Consider the following 13,431-nt stretch of genomic DNA (forward strand, 5'->3'; position numbering starts at 1 on the left):
CGACCCGGCAACAGCCCGCTGCCCGATCCTTGCCAAACCAGGAATTTGGCGTAGGACTAGGGAACTTAACATGAGGACGCAAACGGCATGACCGCACGCACCATTCTTCTGGTGGATGACGACGATGACCTTCGGCAGACGCTGACGGAGCAATTGTCGCTGTATGAGGAATTTACGGTTCTGCAGGAAGCCAACGCCGGCAAAGGTGTCGCGACCGCCCGCGCGACGCCGATCGACCTGCTGATCATGGATGTCGGCCTGCCCGATATGGACGGCCGCGAGGCAGTGAAGCTGCTGCGCAAGGGCGGTTTCAAGGCGCCGATCATCATGCTGACCGGCCACGATACCGATTCCGACACGATCCTCGGCCTCGAAGCCGGCGCCAACGATTATGTCACCAAGCCATTCCGCTTCGCCGTGCTGCTCGCGCGCATCCGCGTGCAACTGCGCCAGCATGAGCAGAGCGAGGACGCGACCTTCACCGTCGGCCCTTACCTCTTCAAGCCGAGCCAGAAGCTCCTGACCACTGATAACGGCCAGAAGATCCGGCTGACAGAAAAGGAAGCGGCGATCATCCGCTATCTCTACCGCGCCGAACAGAAAGTCGTTACCCGCGACGTGCTGCTCGAAGAGGTCTGGGGCTATAATTCCGGCGTGACGACGCATACGCTGGAAACCCACGTCTATCGCCTGCGCCAGAAGATCGAGCGAGATCCCTCCAATGCCGAAATCCTCGTCACGGAAAACGGCGGCTACAAGATCATACCCTAGAGCATTCCCGTTTTTCCGAATCACGGAAGTGCTCTATCTCTTTGTTTTCACGCAATTCCGAACGCAGAATCGCGACGCACTTCTGCTGGAATTGCTCTAAGGCGAAAACTCCGCATGGCGCTGACCGACGACATCCACATGCTCGCGCAGCTTCCTCTGTTCAAGGACATGAACGAGGATCAGCTGCGGTTGATCGCCTTTGGCGCCGACCGGCGCATGATCGCTGCCGGCCAGATGCTGTTTCGCCAGGGCTCACCCGCCGAGAGTGCCTATGTCATCCTCAGCGGCAGCCTGGAGCTGAGCGCGACGAGCAGCGACGGCATGCAGAGGACAGAGGGGATCGCCGGTCCCGGAACCCTGGTTTCCGAGCTGGCGCTGGTAACCCTGGTGGAGCGCAAGTTCACCGCGGTAGCGCGCGAGGACACCAGCATCATCCGCATCACCCGCGCCCTCTTCCACCGGCTGATCGAAGAATATCCGGACGCAGCCCGCCTGATCGAGAACCGCATCCGCGACAATCTCGCCGAACTCGCGGCAAAGGCCGCAAGTCAATTCTATCGCTTCAACTGATCCCTGTTAGAGCGCTTCTGCCCTTTACAAAAAACTGGACCGAATCGCCCTAGAAATCGAAATGCGCCGTCACCGGTACGTGGTCGGAGGGCCGGTCCCAGCCGCGCGCCTCTTTCAGGATTTCGATTCGCTTGAGATGCGGCCCGAGATCCGACGACGACCAGATATGGTCGAGACGGCGGCCGCGATCGGCGGCCTCCCAATCCTTGGCGCGGTAGCTCCACCAGGTGTAGAGTTTCTCGCTGGCAGGCACATGCTGGCGCATCAGATCCAGCCAGGCGCCGCGCTTCATCACCTCGAGCAGCCCCTCGGTTTCGACAGGCGTATGGCTGACGATCTTCAGAAGCTGCTTGTGCGACCAGACGTCATGCTCCAGCGGCGCGATGTTGAGGTCACCGACGAGGATGGCTGAGGTGTTGGCCTCGCCATTGGCTTTCAGCAGCTTCATCTCTTCGATGAAATCGAGCTTGTGGCCGAATTTCGGATTGATCGTGCGATCCGGCTCGTCGCCGCCGGCCGGGACATAGAAATTATGCAGCCGAACGCGACGATTGCCGTGCTCGAAGATCGCCGAGATATGACGCGCATCGCCGACGCCGCAATAATCCTGCCGGTGATCTTCGGTCAACGGAATGCGCGAGGCGATCGCCACGCCGTGATAACCCTTCTGGCCATGGATGATGATGTGACTGTAACCCAAAGCCCTGAGCGGTGCCGCGGGAAACAGGTCGTTCGTCACCTTGGTTTCCTGCAGGCAGAGAATATCGGGCCTGTGCTTGAGAACGAGTTGCTCGACGATCGGCATGCGCAGCCGCACCGAATTGATGTTCCAGGTGGTGATCGAAAAACCCATGCCCATACCCTCTCGCGTCCAATGCCTCGCATGCTGGCCGAACCGCGGCCCTACGCGACGCGCTTTCACGAAAGGGCTTTAAAACAAAGGCGGACGCGAGGGAACCGACCGCGTGCGAAAGCGGCCGGCGATCAACCGAAAAGCTCTCAGTCGCGCGACTGAGGCGTGCCTGGAATGGTCTCATAGGGCACGCGGAAGACGCGATCGTCGAACTGCATGCCGGTTTTGACGTTGAAGATCATCACCGAGGTGTCCTTGCCCTGATTGTCGGTGATCGTCCACTGACGCAGGTCGTAAGTCTTCGGGTCGAACATCATGGTGATGGTCGAGTTTCCAAACACCGTATTGTTGCCCAGCGCGATCGTCGTCAGGTCGGACTCTTCCTTCACACCCTTCACCATGCCGGCCGACAGATCGATATGCTGCGCCAGGAGCAGGCTGAGCGGGGTCTTGGAGAGCGGATAGAGATCCCAGGTCTTCAGCTTCGTATTGCCGATGGCGACGTTCTTGCCGTCAGCGATCACCCGCATTGGCGACGGATCGTCATAGTTGAAGCGCAGCTTGCCGGGGCGCTGGATGAAGAACTTGCCACCGGTCTGCTCGCCGCGCGGGCCGAACTGCACGAATTCGCCCTGCATCGTCGTGACGCCGGAGAAATGATCGGCGATCGCCTGCGCCGTGCCGGAGGCAGGCGCTGCCGCCTGCGCATGAGCGCCGAAGGGAATGGCGCTCGCCATCGCGGCGACGGCGAAGGCGCCGAGAAGGTCGCGGCGCGTTACCGTCAGGCCGGAGAGGAAGGTATCGGAGTGACTCATCTAAATCTCCTTTATGCGATCTGCATGCTGCCGAAAGGCGGCGTCTTCAAGGCGTTGCGATCGGCCTGCGAGAGGTAACGGCTTCGGCGCTATCAGGTTTCCGCAAAAGCGGCTGTATTGGAAATATATGCCTGTTCTGTCAGCGGTCGAGGATGTCGCCTTCTGTGGGAACGAGGATCTCGCGTTTGCCGGCATGGTTGGCCGGTCCGATGATGCCCTCCTTCTCCATGCGCTCGACGAGCGAGGCAGCACGGTTGTAGCCGATGCCCAGGCGGCGCTGGACGTAGGATGTCGATGCCTTGCCGTCGCGCAGCACGATGGCGACCGCCTGGTCGTAGGGATCTTCCGATTCGGAAAGATTGGACGTGCCGGCCGGGCCGCCGCCACCGCCGCCGTAATCGCCATCCTCGTCATCATCGGCGGTGATCGCGTCGAGATATTGCGGCGAGCCCTGGGTTTTCAGGTAGGAGACGATCTCTTCCACCTCTACATCCGAAACGAACGGGCCGTGCACGCGCTGGATACGCCCGCCGCCCGCCATGTAGAGCATGTCGCCCATGCCGAGCAGCTGTTCGGCGCCCTGTTCGCCGAGAATGGTGCGGCTGTCGATCTTCGACGTGACCTGGAAGGAGATGCGGGTTGGGAAGTTCGCCTTGATCGTACCGGTGATGACGTCGACCGACGGACGCTGCGTCGCCATGATTACGTGGATGCCGGCCGCACGAGCCATTTGCGCCAGACGCTGGACGGCGCCTTCGATATCCTTGCCGGCGACCATCATCAGGTCGGCCATCTCGTCGATGATCACGACGATATAGGGCATCGGCCGGAGATCGAATTCCTCGGTCTCGTACATCGCCTCACCGGTATGGCGGTCGAATCCGGTCTGCACCGTGCGCGAGATCGCCTCGCCCTTCGACAGCGCCTGCTCGACACGGGTGTTGAAGCCGTCGATGTTGCGCACGCCGATCTTCGACATCTTCTTGTAGCGCTCTTCCATCTCGCGCACCGTCCATTTGAGCGCGACGACGGCCTTCTTCGGATCGGTGACGACAGGCGAAAGCAGATGCGGGATGCCGTCATAGACGGAGAGTTCGAGCATCTTCGGGTCGATCATGATCAGCCGGCACTGTTCCGGCGTCATGCGGTAGAGCAGCGACAGGATCATCGTGTTGATGGCAACCGACTTACCCGAGCCGGTAGTGCCGGCGACGAGCAGATGCGGCATCTTGGCGAGATCGGCGATCACGGCTTCGCCGCCGATCGTCTTGCCGAGCGCCATGGCGAGCTTCGCCTTGCTGCCCTCGAAATCCCGGGAAGCGATGAGTTCACGCAGATAGACGGTCTCGCGCGTCTGGTTCGGCAATTCGATGCCGATCGCGTTGCGGCCGGGCACGACAGCGACGCGGGCGGCAATGGCGCTCATCGAGCGGGCAATATCGTCGGCAAGGCCGATGACGCGCGACGACTTGATACCGGGCGCCGGCTCCAGTTCGTAGAGCGTGACGACAGGGCCGGGGCGGACATGGATGATTTCGCCCTTGACACCGAAATCTTCGAGCACGCCCTCGAGCATGCGGGCATTCTGTTCCAGCGCATCGGCCGAAAGCGTGGAGTCGCGCACGACATTCTTCGGTTCGGCGAGTAGATGCATCGACGGAAGCTGGAAGCCCTCCGGACGGATGAACGAGCGCTGCGCCTCCCGCTCGATGCGGGCGCTGGGCTTCGGACGCGCGACGACGGGGACGACGCGCGGTTCCGGCTTGCCGGCCGCCTTTGCCGGTGCGCGGATCATCCAGTCGTCGTCCTCATCGTCGTCGGGCAGGATATCGGCCGGGCGCGGCGGCATGTCGTTGTCGAAGGGCAGGTCGTCGTCATTATCGTCATCGTCATCGATGGACATCGACGGCGCGGAGACGATACGCCGCGGCGAAGCCGTTCTTGACCCCATCGATGGCTCCATCGAGGGTTCCATGCGCTCGCCGCGGACGGTCGGCGCCTTGGCGCGGACGGGTTCGTTCAGCGTACCGAACTCGTCATCGTTGAAATCATAAGGTGATTCGTAATCGCCCTGGCGCCGCTTGCGCGGCCCCATGCCGAAGAGCCGGCGCAGTCGGCCCTGGCTCATATACCAGGCATGCGTCACGGCACCGCTGAGAGCGACCCAGCGGGACTCGTCCTCCTCCTCGTCCTCGTCTCCGACGACGCGGGCCTTGCTACTCCGCGTATCGACGTAATCCTCCTCGATCTCCTCGTCCGCGTCGCTGCGGCCGACAAGGCCCGATGCAAACAGCATCATCCAGGCGGTCGGCGCGGCGAAGATGCAACCGACGACCATGGCGAAGGTGCCCGTCGGATAGGCGCCGACGAAGAGTGCGGGAAAACGCAGGATCATGTCGCCGACGACGCCGCCGATGCCGTTCGGAATCGGCCAGGTGAGCGGCGGCGGAAAACAGCCGATGACGGCGCAGGAAAGCACCGAACCGGCCAACCAGGCGCCGCCACGGGCCGGAATACGGCTGAAGCGGCGACCCGAGATCAGCGTCAGCGCCCAGGCGACGATCGGCAGCATCGAAACGACGCTGGCAAGCCCGAGGAACTGCATGACAATATCGGCAAAGGCAGCCCCGCTGTAACCGAGAATATTCGTCGGCAGGTTGGCGGTGGCATAGGAATAGCTCGGATCCGCAACATTCCATGTCGCCAGCGCCGCGACGCAGAAAGCCAGCAGCAGAAAGATCGCAAAGCCGATCAGCGCCTGGATCTGCCGCAGCATGAATGCCGAGAAGGAGAACCGATCCGGACGGCCATCCATTGCCGGCGACGTGCTTCTTGCCATGTGTCTAACCCGTCCAATGCCTGAGGACACGCGAATCGCGAAAGCTTCGCCGTGTCAAAATGCGTCCGCTCCACCTAATCAGAGCCGGGTTAAAGCGATGTTAACCATGCATGGCTGGACGTGCATTCCGAACCGGGAAATGAAAAAAGCCCGAACCTTGAAAGGTCCGGGCCAAATGCGGTCTATGGTTAGATAGGCCGCGACGGGCTGTGCAGCGGCGCCCTTTTGCCAGGCGCCGCAAACCCTGTGATCAGGAAGAGTGGTAAGCGGCTTCGCCGTGGGTCGAAAGGTCGAGCCCTTCGCGCTCGGCTTCGACGGTGACGCGCAGGCCGATGACGACGTCGACGATCTTGTAGAGGATCGCCGAGCCGATGCCCGACCACAGCAGCGTCGTCAGCACGCCCTTGGCCTGAGCCCAGACCTGGGTTGCCGTGCCGGCATAGGAGGCTGCGAAATCGGCCGTCGAATAATCGACGATGCCTGCACCGCCGAGCGCCGGGTTGACGAGGATACCGGTGCCGAGAGCACCGATGATGCCGCCGACGCAATGGACGCCGAAGACATCGAGGCTGTCGTCGTAGTTGAACTTGTTCTTCACGACGTCGACGAAGAAGTAGCAGACCGGCGAGACGATGAGGCCGAGAACGATCGCGCCCATCGGGCCGGCAAAGCCTGCCGCCGGGGTAATGGCGACAAGACCGGCAACCGCGCCGGAAGCGCCACCCAGCATCGAAGCCTTGCCACGAGTGAGGGATTCAACGATGCACCAGGACACAGCGGCGGCAGCCGTTGCGACGAAGGTGTTGATAAAAGCAAGCGAGGCGTAGGCATTGGCTTCGAGGTTGGAGCCGGCATTGAAGCCGAACCAGCCGACCCAGAGCAGCGAGGCGCCGACCATGGTCAGCGTCATCGAATGCGGAGCCATGATTTCTTTCTTATAGCCCGTGCGCTTGCCGAGCATGATGGCGCCGACGAGGCCCGCAATACCGGCATTGATGTGAACGACCGTGCCGCCGGCAAAGTCGATTGCGCCGTAGGAGAAGATCAGGCCGGCCGGCGAAGTGTAGGAGCTCGGACCACCCCAGAACCAGACCATGTGTGCCATCGGGAAGTAGATGAAGGTGACCCAGAGCACGACGAAGAGCATGACGGCCGAGAACTTGATGCGCTCGGCGAATGCGCCGACGATCAGGCCGGGCGTGATGCAGGCGAAGGTCATCTGGAATACGATGAAGGTGTATTCCGGAATGGCGACGCCCTTCGAGAAGGTCTCGGCGAGCGACGAGGTGTTGACGCCGGCGAGGAAGGCCTTGGAGAAGCCGCCGACGAAGCTGTTCAGCGAGCCGCCATCGGTGAAGGCGAGCGAATAGCCGTAGGTCACCCAGATCAGCGCCACGACGGCCGTGATCATGAAGACCTGCATCAGCACCGAGAGCATGTTCTTGGCGCGGACGAGACCGCCGTAGAAAAGCGCAAGGCCGGGGATGGTCATCAAAAGGACGAGCGCCGAGGAGACGAGCATCCAGGTATTGTCACCCTTGTCCATGGTGAAAGCAGGAGCAGCAGCTGCGGTGGCAGCAGCTGGTGCAGCCTCCTGCGCAAAAGCGACGGCCGGCGCCAGAAGGGCGGCCGAAGCTGCGCAAAGCCGCGCAAAGGTGGAAGAAAACTTCGAAATTGACATTGGAAAAAGCTCCTTGATCTGCCGTTCTTACAGCGCTTCTGAATCGGTTTCGCCCGTACGGATGCGCACGGCATGGTCGATCGAATAGACGAAGATCTTGCCGTCGCCGATCTGGCCGGTCTTGGCCGATGCCGCAATCGCCTCGACCGCCCTATCGACGAGTTCCGATGCAACAGCGATTTCGATCTTGAGCTTCGGCAGGAAGCTGACTGCATATTCGGTGCCGCGATAGATCTCGGTGTGCCCCTTCTGGCGCCCGTAGCCCTTCACCTCGGTTACGGTCAGCCCCTGAATACCGATCGCCGTAAGGGCTTCGCGGACCTCATCGAGCTTGAACGGCTTGATAATGGCCATCACAATTTTCATCTGGTTTCCCATCCTTCGTTATCCTCGGCGCGGAGCCGACTCTCCTTGCCGCTGACGTTCCTGAACAGCGACCGGCGATATACATTCAAGGGGCGTGCCAGATTCGAGGCAGATCGTAAGTTATTGAAAAGTAAAGGTTATAATAAAGAATACCAATAAACAGGCAAATGATCGGCCGATAAGCGCACAAATAACGCGCAAATTCGAAAAGATGCACATTATTTATTCATTTGCCTTTTTCCGAATCAGACCTTCCTGTGCGACAGAGGCAATCAGCTCACCCGATCGCGTAAACAAGCTACCCCGGGTTAATCCTCTGGCGCCTGAAGCCGATGGACTGTCCTGCGTATAAAGCAGCCAGTCGTCGAGCTTGCAGGGTCTGTGGAACCACATGGAGTGATCGAGGCTCGCCACCTGCAGGCTCTGGTCGAAGATGGACGTTCCGTGCGCATAGAGCGACGTATCGAGCAGCGTCATGTCCGAAAGATAGGCAAGCACCGCCGCCTGATAGAGCCGGTCGTCGGGAACCGGGCCGGTAGCGCGCACCCAGACGTCCTGCTTCGGATCGAGCTTCCTGTCGGAAAAATAATGCGTCAGCGAGACGGGGCGGATCTCGATCGGCCGCTCGCGCTGCCAGTATTTTCGGATCGCTTCCGGCGCATGCGCGAGATACTGCTCCTTGATCTGCTGCTCGCCGAGCAGCGCCTCCGGCATCTCGACATCGGGCATCGCAATCTGATGTTCGAAGCCCGGCTCCTCCACCTGGAAGGAGGCCGACAGCGCGAAGATCGCCTTGCCGTGCTGGATGGCGACGACACGCCGCGTATTAAAGCTCGATCCGTCGCGAATACGCTCCGCTTGATAGATGATCGGCACCGAGGGATCGCCGGGACGCATGAAATAGGCATGCAGCGAATGGACGAAACGTTCGCCCTCGATGGTGCGTTGCGCCGCCATCAGCGCCTGGCCGATCACCTGGCCGCCGAAGACCCGCTGCCAGCCGACCTTGGGACTGCGGCCGCGGAAGATATCGACCTCGATCGTCTCGAGATCGAGCGTCGAAAGCAGCGTCTCCATCGCCGAAGGCCCCGATGTCTCGCGCGTCATTTCTATGTCTCCCGGCGGTAGGAAGTGAAGTTGCGATGATCTATATAGAGCACATCTGAGGCACAAGGTACGGGAGCGGTGCGATGCTGGACATGCTGGTTGTGGGCGGGGGTTATGTCGGCCTTTCCGCCGCCGTCGCGGTCAAACAGGCAGCACCCCATCTGAATGTCGCGGTCGTCGAGGCGGCCCCCGAACATGTCTGGAAAAACGATACGCGCGCTTCCGCCATCATCGCGGCGGCGGCAAAGATGCTCGAGGTCTTCGGCATCTGGAGCGAGATCGAGCCGGAAGCCCAGCCGATCACCAAGATGATCGTCACCGACTCCAAGACCTCCGATCCGGTGCGTCCGGTTTTTCTGACCTTCGACGGCCAAGTCTCCGAAGGCCGGCCCTTCGCCCACATGATCCCGAATGTCGCGATGGTCGCAGCCCTGCGCGGCGCCTGCGAGAGGCTCGGCATCGATATCCGCCATGGGCTCGGCGCCACGGAGCTGAAGACCCACGACACCCATGTCACCGTCACGCTTTCGGACGGCAGCACGCTGGAAACCAAGCTATTGGTTGCCTGTGACGGCGTACGCTCGAAACTGCGCGATCTCGCCGGCATCAGGACCGTCACCTGGGACTACGGCCAATCCGGCATCGTTGCAACCGTCGAACACGAGCGACCGCATGACGGCTGCGCCGAGGAACATTTCCTGCCGGCCGGTCCCTTCGCCATCCTGCCGCTCAAGAACAACCGCTCCTCGCTCGTCTGGACGGAGCGGACACCGGATGCCAACCGGCTGGTCGCCGCCGACGACCTGATCTTCGAGGAAGAGCTCGAACGCCGCTTCGGCCACAAGCTTGGGAGCCTGAAAGTCATCGGCGACAAGCGCGCCTTCCCGCTCGGTCTCACATTGGCGCGCTCCTTCGTCGCGCCGCGTTTCGCGCTGGCCGGCGACGCCGCCCATGGTATCCACCCGATTTCGGGGCAGGGCCTCAATCTCGGATTCAAGGATGTGGCGGCACTTGCCGAAACCATCGTGGATGCCGATCGCCTCGGCCTCGATATCGGCTCGATTAACATCCTCGAGCGCTACCAGACCTGGCGGCGCTTCGACACGTTCCGCATGGGAGTGACGACCGACGTCTTGAACCGGCTCTTCTCCAACGACGCAACGCCGATCCGCATCGCCCGCGACGTCGGCCTCGGCATCGTTGACCGGCTGCCACGCCTCAAATCCTTCTTCATCGGTCAGGCGGCCGGAACGACGGCAAAGGACAATCCGCGGCTGCTTGCCGGAGAGACGATTTAAAGAGGCGCTTGCGCATAACTCGAAATCGGAAACGCTAAGGACGCTCTATTCATCAAGACGGCGAGCCTCTGACACCAGCATGATCGGAATGCCGTCGCGGATCGGATAGGCAAGCCGCGCCTTTTCCGAGACAAGTTCATTCTGCTCGCGATCATAGGAAAGCCGGCCCTTGGAGAGCGGGCAGACCAGGAGATCGAGCAACTTTGGATCGACGCGGCTGAGTTTTTCGTCCATGGCTGAAGTCTACTGCAGAACCGTGTCGGAGTCACCGAAGACGCGCGCCAGCACGATTTCGGTAATGGCGATCAGCGTCTCGGCTCGCGTCTTCAGGTCGGGCGCCTCCAGCAGCGCTTGCTTTTCCGCCGGCCCGAAGGGCGACATCATCGCCAGCGAGTTGACCAGCGTCAGATTGCTCGCGCGTTCGACGCTCTCCCAGTCGGCCTCGAGCTTGTTGGCATCGAGATACGCCTTGAAGGCGGTCAGAAGCGCTGCGCGATCGACCGCCTCCTCCTCGTTCGCAGCCGAGAGGTCGGCGATAAAAGGGGCGATACGGAAGATGCGGAAGGGATCGCTGGTGGCTTTCTCCTCCAGCAGCCGGAAGCGGCAGACGCCGGTCAGCGATACGATATAGCGCCCGTCGCCGGTCTCGGCGAAGGAGGTGATGCGGCCGAGGCAGCCGACGGCGGCAAGATTGGGCTCGCCGCCCTTGTCCTCGTGTTCGCCGAATGCCGGCTGCACCATGCCGATCAGCCGGTTTCCGGTCAGTGCGGCATCCAGCATCGCCAGATAGCGCGGCTCGAAAATGTTAAGGGGAAGCTGCCCGGCCGGCAGGAGGAGGGCGCCGGTCAGGGGGAAGACAGCGATCGCATCAGGCAGATCGCCCGGCTTCAGGTATCTGGCATTCCCGACTTGCATGAAACCGTCCCGCATTCTTGTAACGGGCTTGCCCGTCCTGACGAGAATGTGGTGCCCTCGTCCGAAAACGCAAGGGCAGATGCTCGAAACTTAACTCGTACGCCGAAAATCGGAATCGGTTCTCGGAAAAGATCCTGCACCGATTCAATGCGATAGACCGACCGTGGCGCGTACTGCGGATGCGCGGCGCCCTACGAAAACAGCATCGCCGAAAGCTTGCGCCGCGCTGTAACCGTCGCTGGATCCTTGAAGCCCCAGACCTCGAAGAACTGCAGCAGCTGGCGGCGGGCGCCGTCATCGTCGAAGGCACGGTCCTTGCGCATGATCAGCAGCAGATGGTCGGCCGCCTCGTCGCGCCGGCCTTCGACATTACGGATCTTGGCAAGCTTGATCCGTGCCTCGTGATCGTCGGGATTGGCGGCCAGTTCACGCTCGAGCGCAACGGGATCACCGAGCTTGCGGGCCTCCTCGATCTGCTCGAGCTTCATCAGCACGGCCTGGATGCCGGCGTCTTTCGCCAGCTCTTCCGGCAATTCCGTGAGGATTTCGCGCGCCCGCTGATGCTGGTTGGCGGCAATCATGCATTCGGCCATGCCGGCAAGCGCCTTGGCATTCTCGGGATCGGCCTGCATCACGGCGCCGTAGAGCTGAGCGGCCTCGTTGATATTGCCGGCGGCAAGCAGTTCCGCCGCTTCAGCAACCACCGCTTCGATTTCGGCCGCCTCGTCGGCGCCGGCCGGACCGGCGATCCGGTCGATGAACTGCTGGATCTGGCTTTCCGGCACGGCGCCCATGAAACCGTCGGCAGGACGGCCGTTGACGAAGGCGATGACGGCGGGGATCGACTGGATGCCGAGCTGGCCGGCGATCGAGGGGTGGTCGTCGATGTTCATCTTGACCAGCCGGACGCGGCCCTTGGCTTCGTTGACCACTTTCTCCAATACCGGCGTCAGCTGTTTGCAGGGACCGCACCAGGGTGCCCAGAAATCGACCAGCACCGGCTGCTTGCGCGATTCCTCGATGACGTCCTTGGCGAAATTCGCGGTCGTCGTATCCGTGATGTAGCTGCCAGCCGCAGCCGCGGGTTCCAGTGCCCCGCCGAAACTTGTCGTCGCCGTCATCTGATTTCCGAAGGAACCGCTATAGGGGTTGTCGCTGCCGCTCATAGGTATCTCCCGCCGCGCCGATCCTTCCGGCGTCTTTGCTAAAGCATGTCGCGCAAAACTGTGTGGCGGTTTTGCGATAAAGACATACGCAAAACCAAAGACTAAAGCGCGGCAGGCGAATCTAAAAGATCGCGACGCGCTTTAGCGCTAAAATCGTATGTCAGGACGTCACTTTCAAGACAAGTGGCTTATGTCCGGTCGCTTCCATGAAACGGATAAGATCGCTGCTCGCAATCGATGTCGTCGCATCATTGGAAAGCGGATGGCAGTTGACGATCTCGTGCGCCATCAGCTCGGCATCGAGCACGAAGGTGACATTCTCCGCAGTATCGTTGATCGCGCCGAACGCCGTCACCGAACCCGGAACGACGCCGAGATACTCCATCAGCTTCTCCGGTCTGCCGAAAGAGACCCGGCCGGAGCCGCCGATGGCATTATGCACCTGCTTGAGGTCAACGGCAGCATTTTCCTCCACGGTCAGCAGAAAATACCTGTCCTTCTTGTCTTTGACGAACAGGTTCTTGGTGTGGCCGCCGGGGATCTCGTCGCGCAGGGCCACCGATTCCGCCACGGTGAAAACAGGCGCATGATCGACCGTCTTATGGGCAATGCCGAGCCCGTCGAGAAAGGCAAACAGTTGTTCTCTTGTCTTCGGGGCGTTTTCGGACATGGGGCAATCCATTGGGCAGGAAGGGAAAAAAGCGAGGCGTCCTGATTAAGTCGGTCCACATCGTTTGGCAATCTTTGCGACCGACGCTTTGCCCCGCATTTGCGGCCTTTCCGCCGGGCGTCTGCGAAAACCGGAATTTTTCTTCGCCTCTCCGTCATTTCCCTGTTGCATTTGAAAACCCGTTAGGCCATATAGCGCCGGTCGCCGCGAGGCGGCGCCCACGGTCCAACAACTACCCCGGACCGATGCGGATTGAGCGGGTGTAGCTCAGGGGTAGAGCACAACCTTGCCAAGGTTGGGGTCGAGGGTTCGAATCCCTTCGCCCGCTCCAGTTTCTCCAATAAAATTAAATGTCTGCTTAGCGCCGGGATAGACGCGCT

Annotated in this window: 13 protein-coding genes and 1 tRNA gene; 4 read left to right on the forward strand and 10 right to left on the reverse strand. The window is 61.2% G+C overall.

Features of this window, described 5'->3' with window-relative positions:
- Positions 1-87: 87 nt before the first annotated feature.
- Positions 88-771: a response regulator transcription factor gene (locus tag RLCC275e_RS20850; RefSeq protein ID WP_017995455.1), complete on the forward strand. Its 684-nt coding sequence runs from the start codon at positions 88-90 to the stop codon at positions 769-771.
- A 114-nt stretch (positions 772-885) separates the two neighbouring features.
- On the forward strand, positions 886-1,341 hold the full coding sequence (locus tag RLCC275e_RS20855) for a cyclic nucleotide-binding domain-containing protein (protein WP_017995456.1): 456 nt from the start codon (positions 886-888) through the stop codon (positions 1,339-1,341).
- Between the two features lie 49 nt (positions 1,342-1,390).
- On the opposite strand, the gene RLCC275e_RS20860 is transcribed toward RLCC275e_RS20855, so the two are convergent.
- The 6 genes from RLCC275e_RS20860 to tesB form a co-directional block, all read right to left on the reverse strand.
- A complete protein-coding gene (locus RLCC275e_RS20860; RefSeq protein ID WP_033182119.1) occupies positions 1,391-2,194 on the reverse strand; it encodes an exodeoxyribonuclease III in 804 nt (267 codons plus the stop codon).
- Positions 2,195-2,340: 146 nt separating this feature from the next.
- On the reverse strand, positions 2,341-3,009 hold the full coding sequence (locus RLCC275e_RS20865) for an outer membrane lipoprotein carrier protein LolA (protein WP_033181904.1): 669 nt from the start codon (positions 3,007-3,009) through the stop codon (positions 2,341-2,343).
- Positions 3,010-3,148: 139 nt separating this feature from the next.
- Positions 3,149-5,848 carry an FtsK/SpoIIIE family DNA translocase gene (locus RLCC275e_RS20870; protein ID WP_033181905.1) on the reverse strand — a complete coding sequence of 900 codons (2,700 nt, stop codon included), beginning with the start codon at positions 5,846-5,848 and terminating at the stop codon, positions 3,149-3,151.
- 250 nt (positions 5,849-6,098) lie between these two features.
- Positions 6,099-7,529, reverse strand: coding sequence for an ammonium transporter (locus RLCC275e_RS20875; RefSeq protein ID WP_033181906.1), 1,431 nt, complete (start codon positions 7,527-7,529; stop codon positions 6,099-6,101).
- Positions 7,530-7,556: 27 nt separating this feature from the next.
- Positions 7,557-7,907 (reverse strand): P-II family nitrogen regulator, encoded by a 351-nt coding sequence (locus RLCC275e_RS20880; RefSeq protein ID WP_003543684.1) that lies wholly within the window; start codon positions 7,905-7,907, stop codon positions 7,557-7,559.
- A gap of 210 nt (positions 7,908-8,117) precedes the next feature.
- Positions 8,118-9,002, reverse strand: coding sequence for an acyl-CoA thioesterase II (gene tesB, locus RLCC275e_RS20885; RefSeq protein WP_033181907.1), 885 nt, complete (start codon positions 9,000-9,002; stop codon positions 8,118-8,120).
- A gap of 83 nt (positions 9,003-9,085) precedes the next feature.
- On the opposite strand from tesB, the gene RLCC275e_RS20890 reads away from it, so the two are divergent.
- On the forward strand, positions 9,086-10,300 hold the full coding sequence (locus RLCC275e_RS20890) for a ubiquinone biosynthesis hydroxylase (protein ID WP_033181908.1): 1,215 nt from the start codon (positions 9,086-9,088) through the stop codon (positions 10,298-10,300).
- A gap of 45 nt (positions 10,301-10,345) precedes the next feature.
- Here RLCC275e_RS20890 and RLCC275e_RS20895 read toward each other — a convergent pair whose 3' ends face one another.
- The 4 genes from RLCC275e_RS20895 to RLCC275e_RS20910 all read right to left on the reverse strand — a co-directional run bounded on the left by RLCC275e_RS20895 (position 10,346) and on the right by RLCC275e_RS20910 (position 13,051).
- A complete protein-coding gene (locus RLCC275e_RS20895; protein ID WP_012759389.1) occupies positions 10,346-10,534 on the reverse strand; it encodes a Trm112 family protein in 189 nt (62 codons plus the stop codon).
- Between the two features lie 9 nt (positions 10,535-10,543).
- Complete coding sequence (locus RLCC275e_RS20900) at positions 10,544-11,230, reverse strand: LON peptidase substrate-binding domain-containing protein (RefSeq protein ID WP_017995461.1); 687 nt, start codon at positions 11,228-11,230, stop codon at positions 10,544-10,546.
- Between the two features lie 176 nt (positions 11,231-11,406).
- A complete protein-coding gene (gene trxA / locus RLCC275e_RS20905) occupies positions 11,407-12,381 on the reverse strand; it encodes a thioredoxin (RefSeq protein WP_033181909.1) in 975 nt (324 codons plus the stop codon).
- A gap of 160 nt (positions 12,382-12,541) precedes the next feature.
- Positions 12,542-13,051, reverse strand: a complete 510-nt coding sequence (locus RLCC275e_RS20910; RefSeq protein WP_033181910.1) for a prolyl-tRNA synthetase associated domain-containing protein — start codon at positions 13,049-13,051, stop codon at positions 12,542-12,544.
- Positions 13,052-13,307: 256 nt separating this feature from the next.
- Between RLCC275e_RS20910 and RLCC275e_RS20915 the strand changes: the two genes are divergently transcribed.
- A tRNA-Gly gene (locus RLCC275e_RS20915) sits at positions 13,308-13,382 on the forward strand.
- The last annotated feature ends 49 nt before the right edge of the window (positions 13,383-13,431 follow it).

The organism is Rhizobium brockwellii (genome assembly GCF_000769405.2).
Taxonomy (GTDB): domain Bacteria; phylum Pseudomonadota; class Alphaproteobacteria; order Rhizobiales; family Rhizobiaceae; genus Rhizobium; species Rhizobium brockwellii.

Coding starts and splice junctions, on each gene's coding strand:
- RLCC275e_RS20850 (WP_017995455.1), top strand. CDS start 88: ATGACCGCACGCACCATTCTTCTGGTGGATGACGACGATGACCTTCGG.
- RLCC275e_RS20855 (WP_017995456.1), top strand. CDS start 886: ATGGCGCTGACCGACGACATCCACATGCTCGCGCAGCTTCCTCTGTTC.
- RLCC275e_RS20860 (WP_033182119.1), bottom strand. CDS start 2,194: ATGGGTTTTTCGATCACCACCTGGAACATCAATTCGGTGCGGCTGCGC.
- RLCC275e_RS20865 (WP_033181904.1), bottom strand. CDS start 3,009: ATGAGTCACTCCGATACCTTCCTCTCCGGCCTGACGGTAACGCGCCGC.
- RLCC275e_RS20870 (WP_033181905.1), bottom strand. CDS start 5,848: ATGGCAAGAAGCACGTCGCCGGCAATGGATGGCCGTCCGGATCGGTTC.
- RLCC275e_RS20875 (WP_033181906.1), bottom strand. CDS start 7,529: ATGTCAATTTCGAAGTTTTCTTCCACCTTTGCGCGGCTTTGCGCAGCT.
- RLCC275e_RS20880 (WP_003543684.1), bottom strand. CDS start 7,907: ATGGGAAACCAGATGAAAATTGTGATGGCCATTATCAAGCCGTTCAAG.
- tesB (WP_033181907.1), bottom strand. CDS start 9,002: ATGACGCGCGAGACATCGGGGCCTTCGGCGATGGAGACGCTGCTTTCG.
- RLCC275e_RS20890 (WP_033181908.1), top strand. CDS start 9,086: ATGCTGGACATGCTGGTTGTGGGCGGGGGTTATGTCGGCCTTTCCGCC.
- RLCC275e_RS20895 (WP_012759389.1), bottom strand. CDS start 10,534: ATGGACGAAAAACTCAGCCGCGTCGATCCAAAGTTGCTCGATCTCCTG.
- RLCC275e_RS20900 (WP_017995461.1), bottom strand. CDS start 11,230: ATGCGGGACGGTTTCATGCAAGTCGGGAATGCCAGATACCTGAAGCCG.
- trxA (WP_033181909.1), bottom strand. CDS start 12,381: ATGAGCGGCAGCGACAACCCCTATAGCGGTTCCTTCGGAAATCAGATG.
- RLCC275e_RS20910 (WP_033181910.1), bottom strand. CDS start 13,051: ATGTCCGAAAACGCCCCGAAGACAAGAGAACAACTGTTTGCCTTTCTC.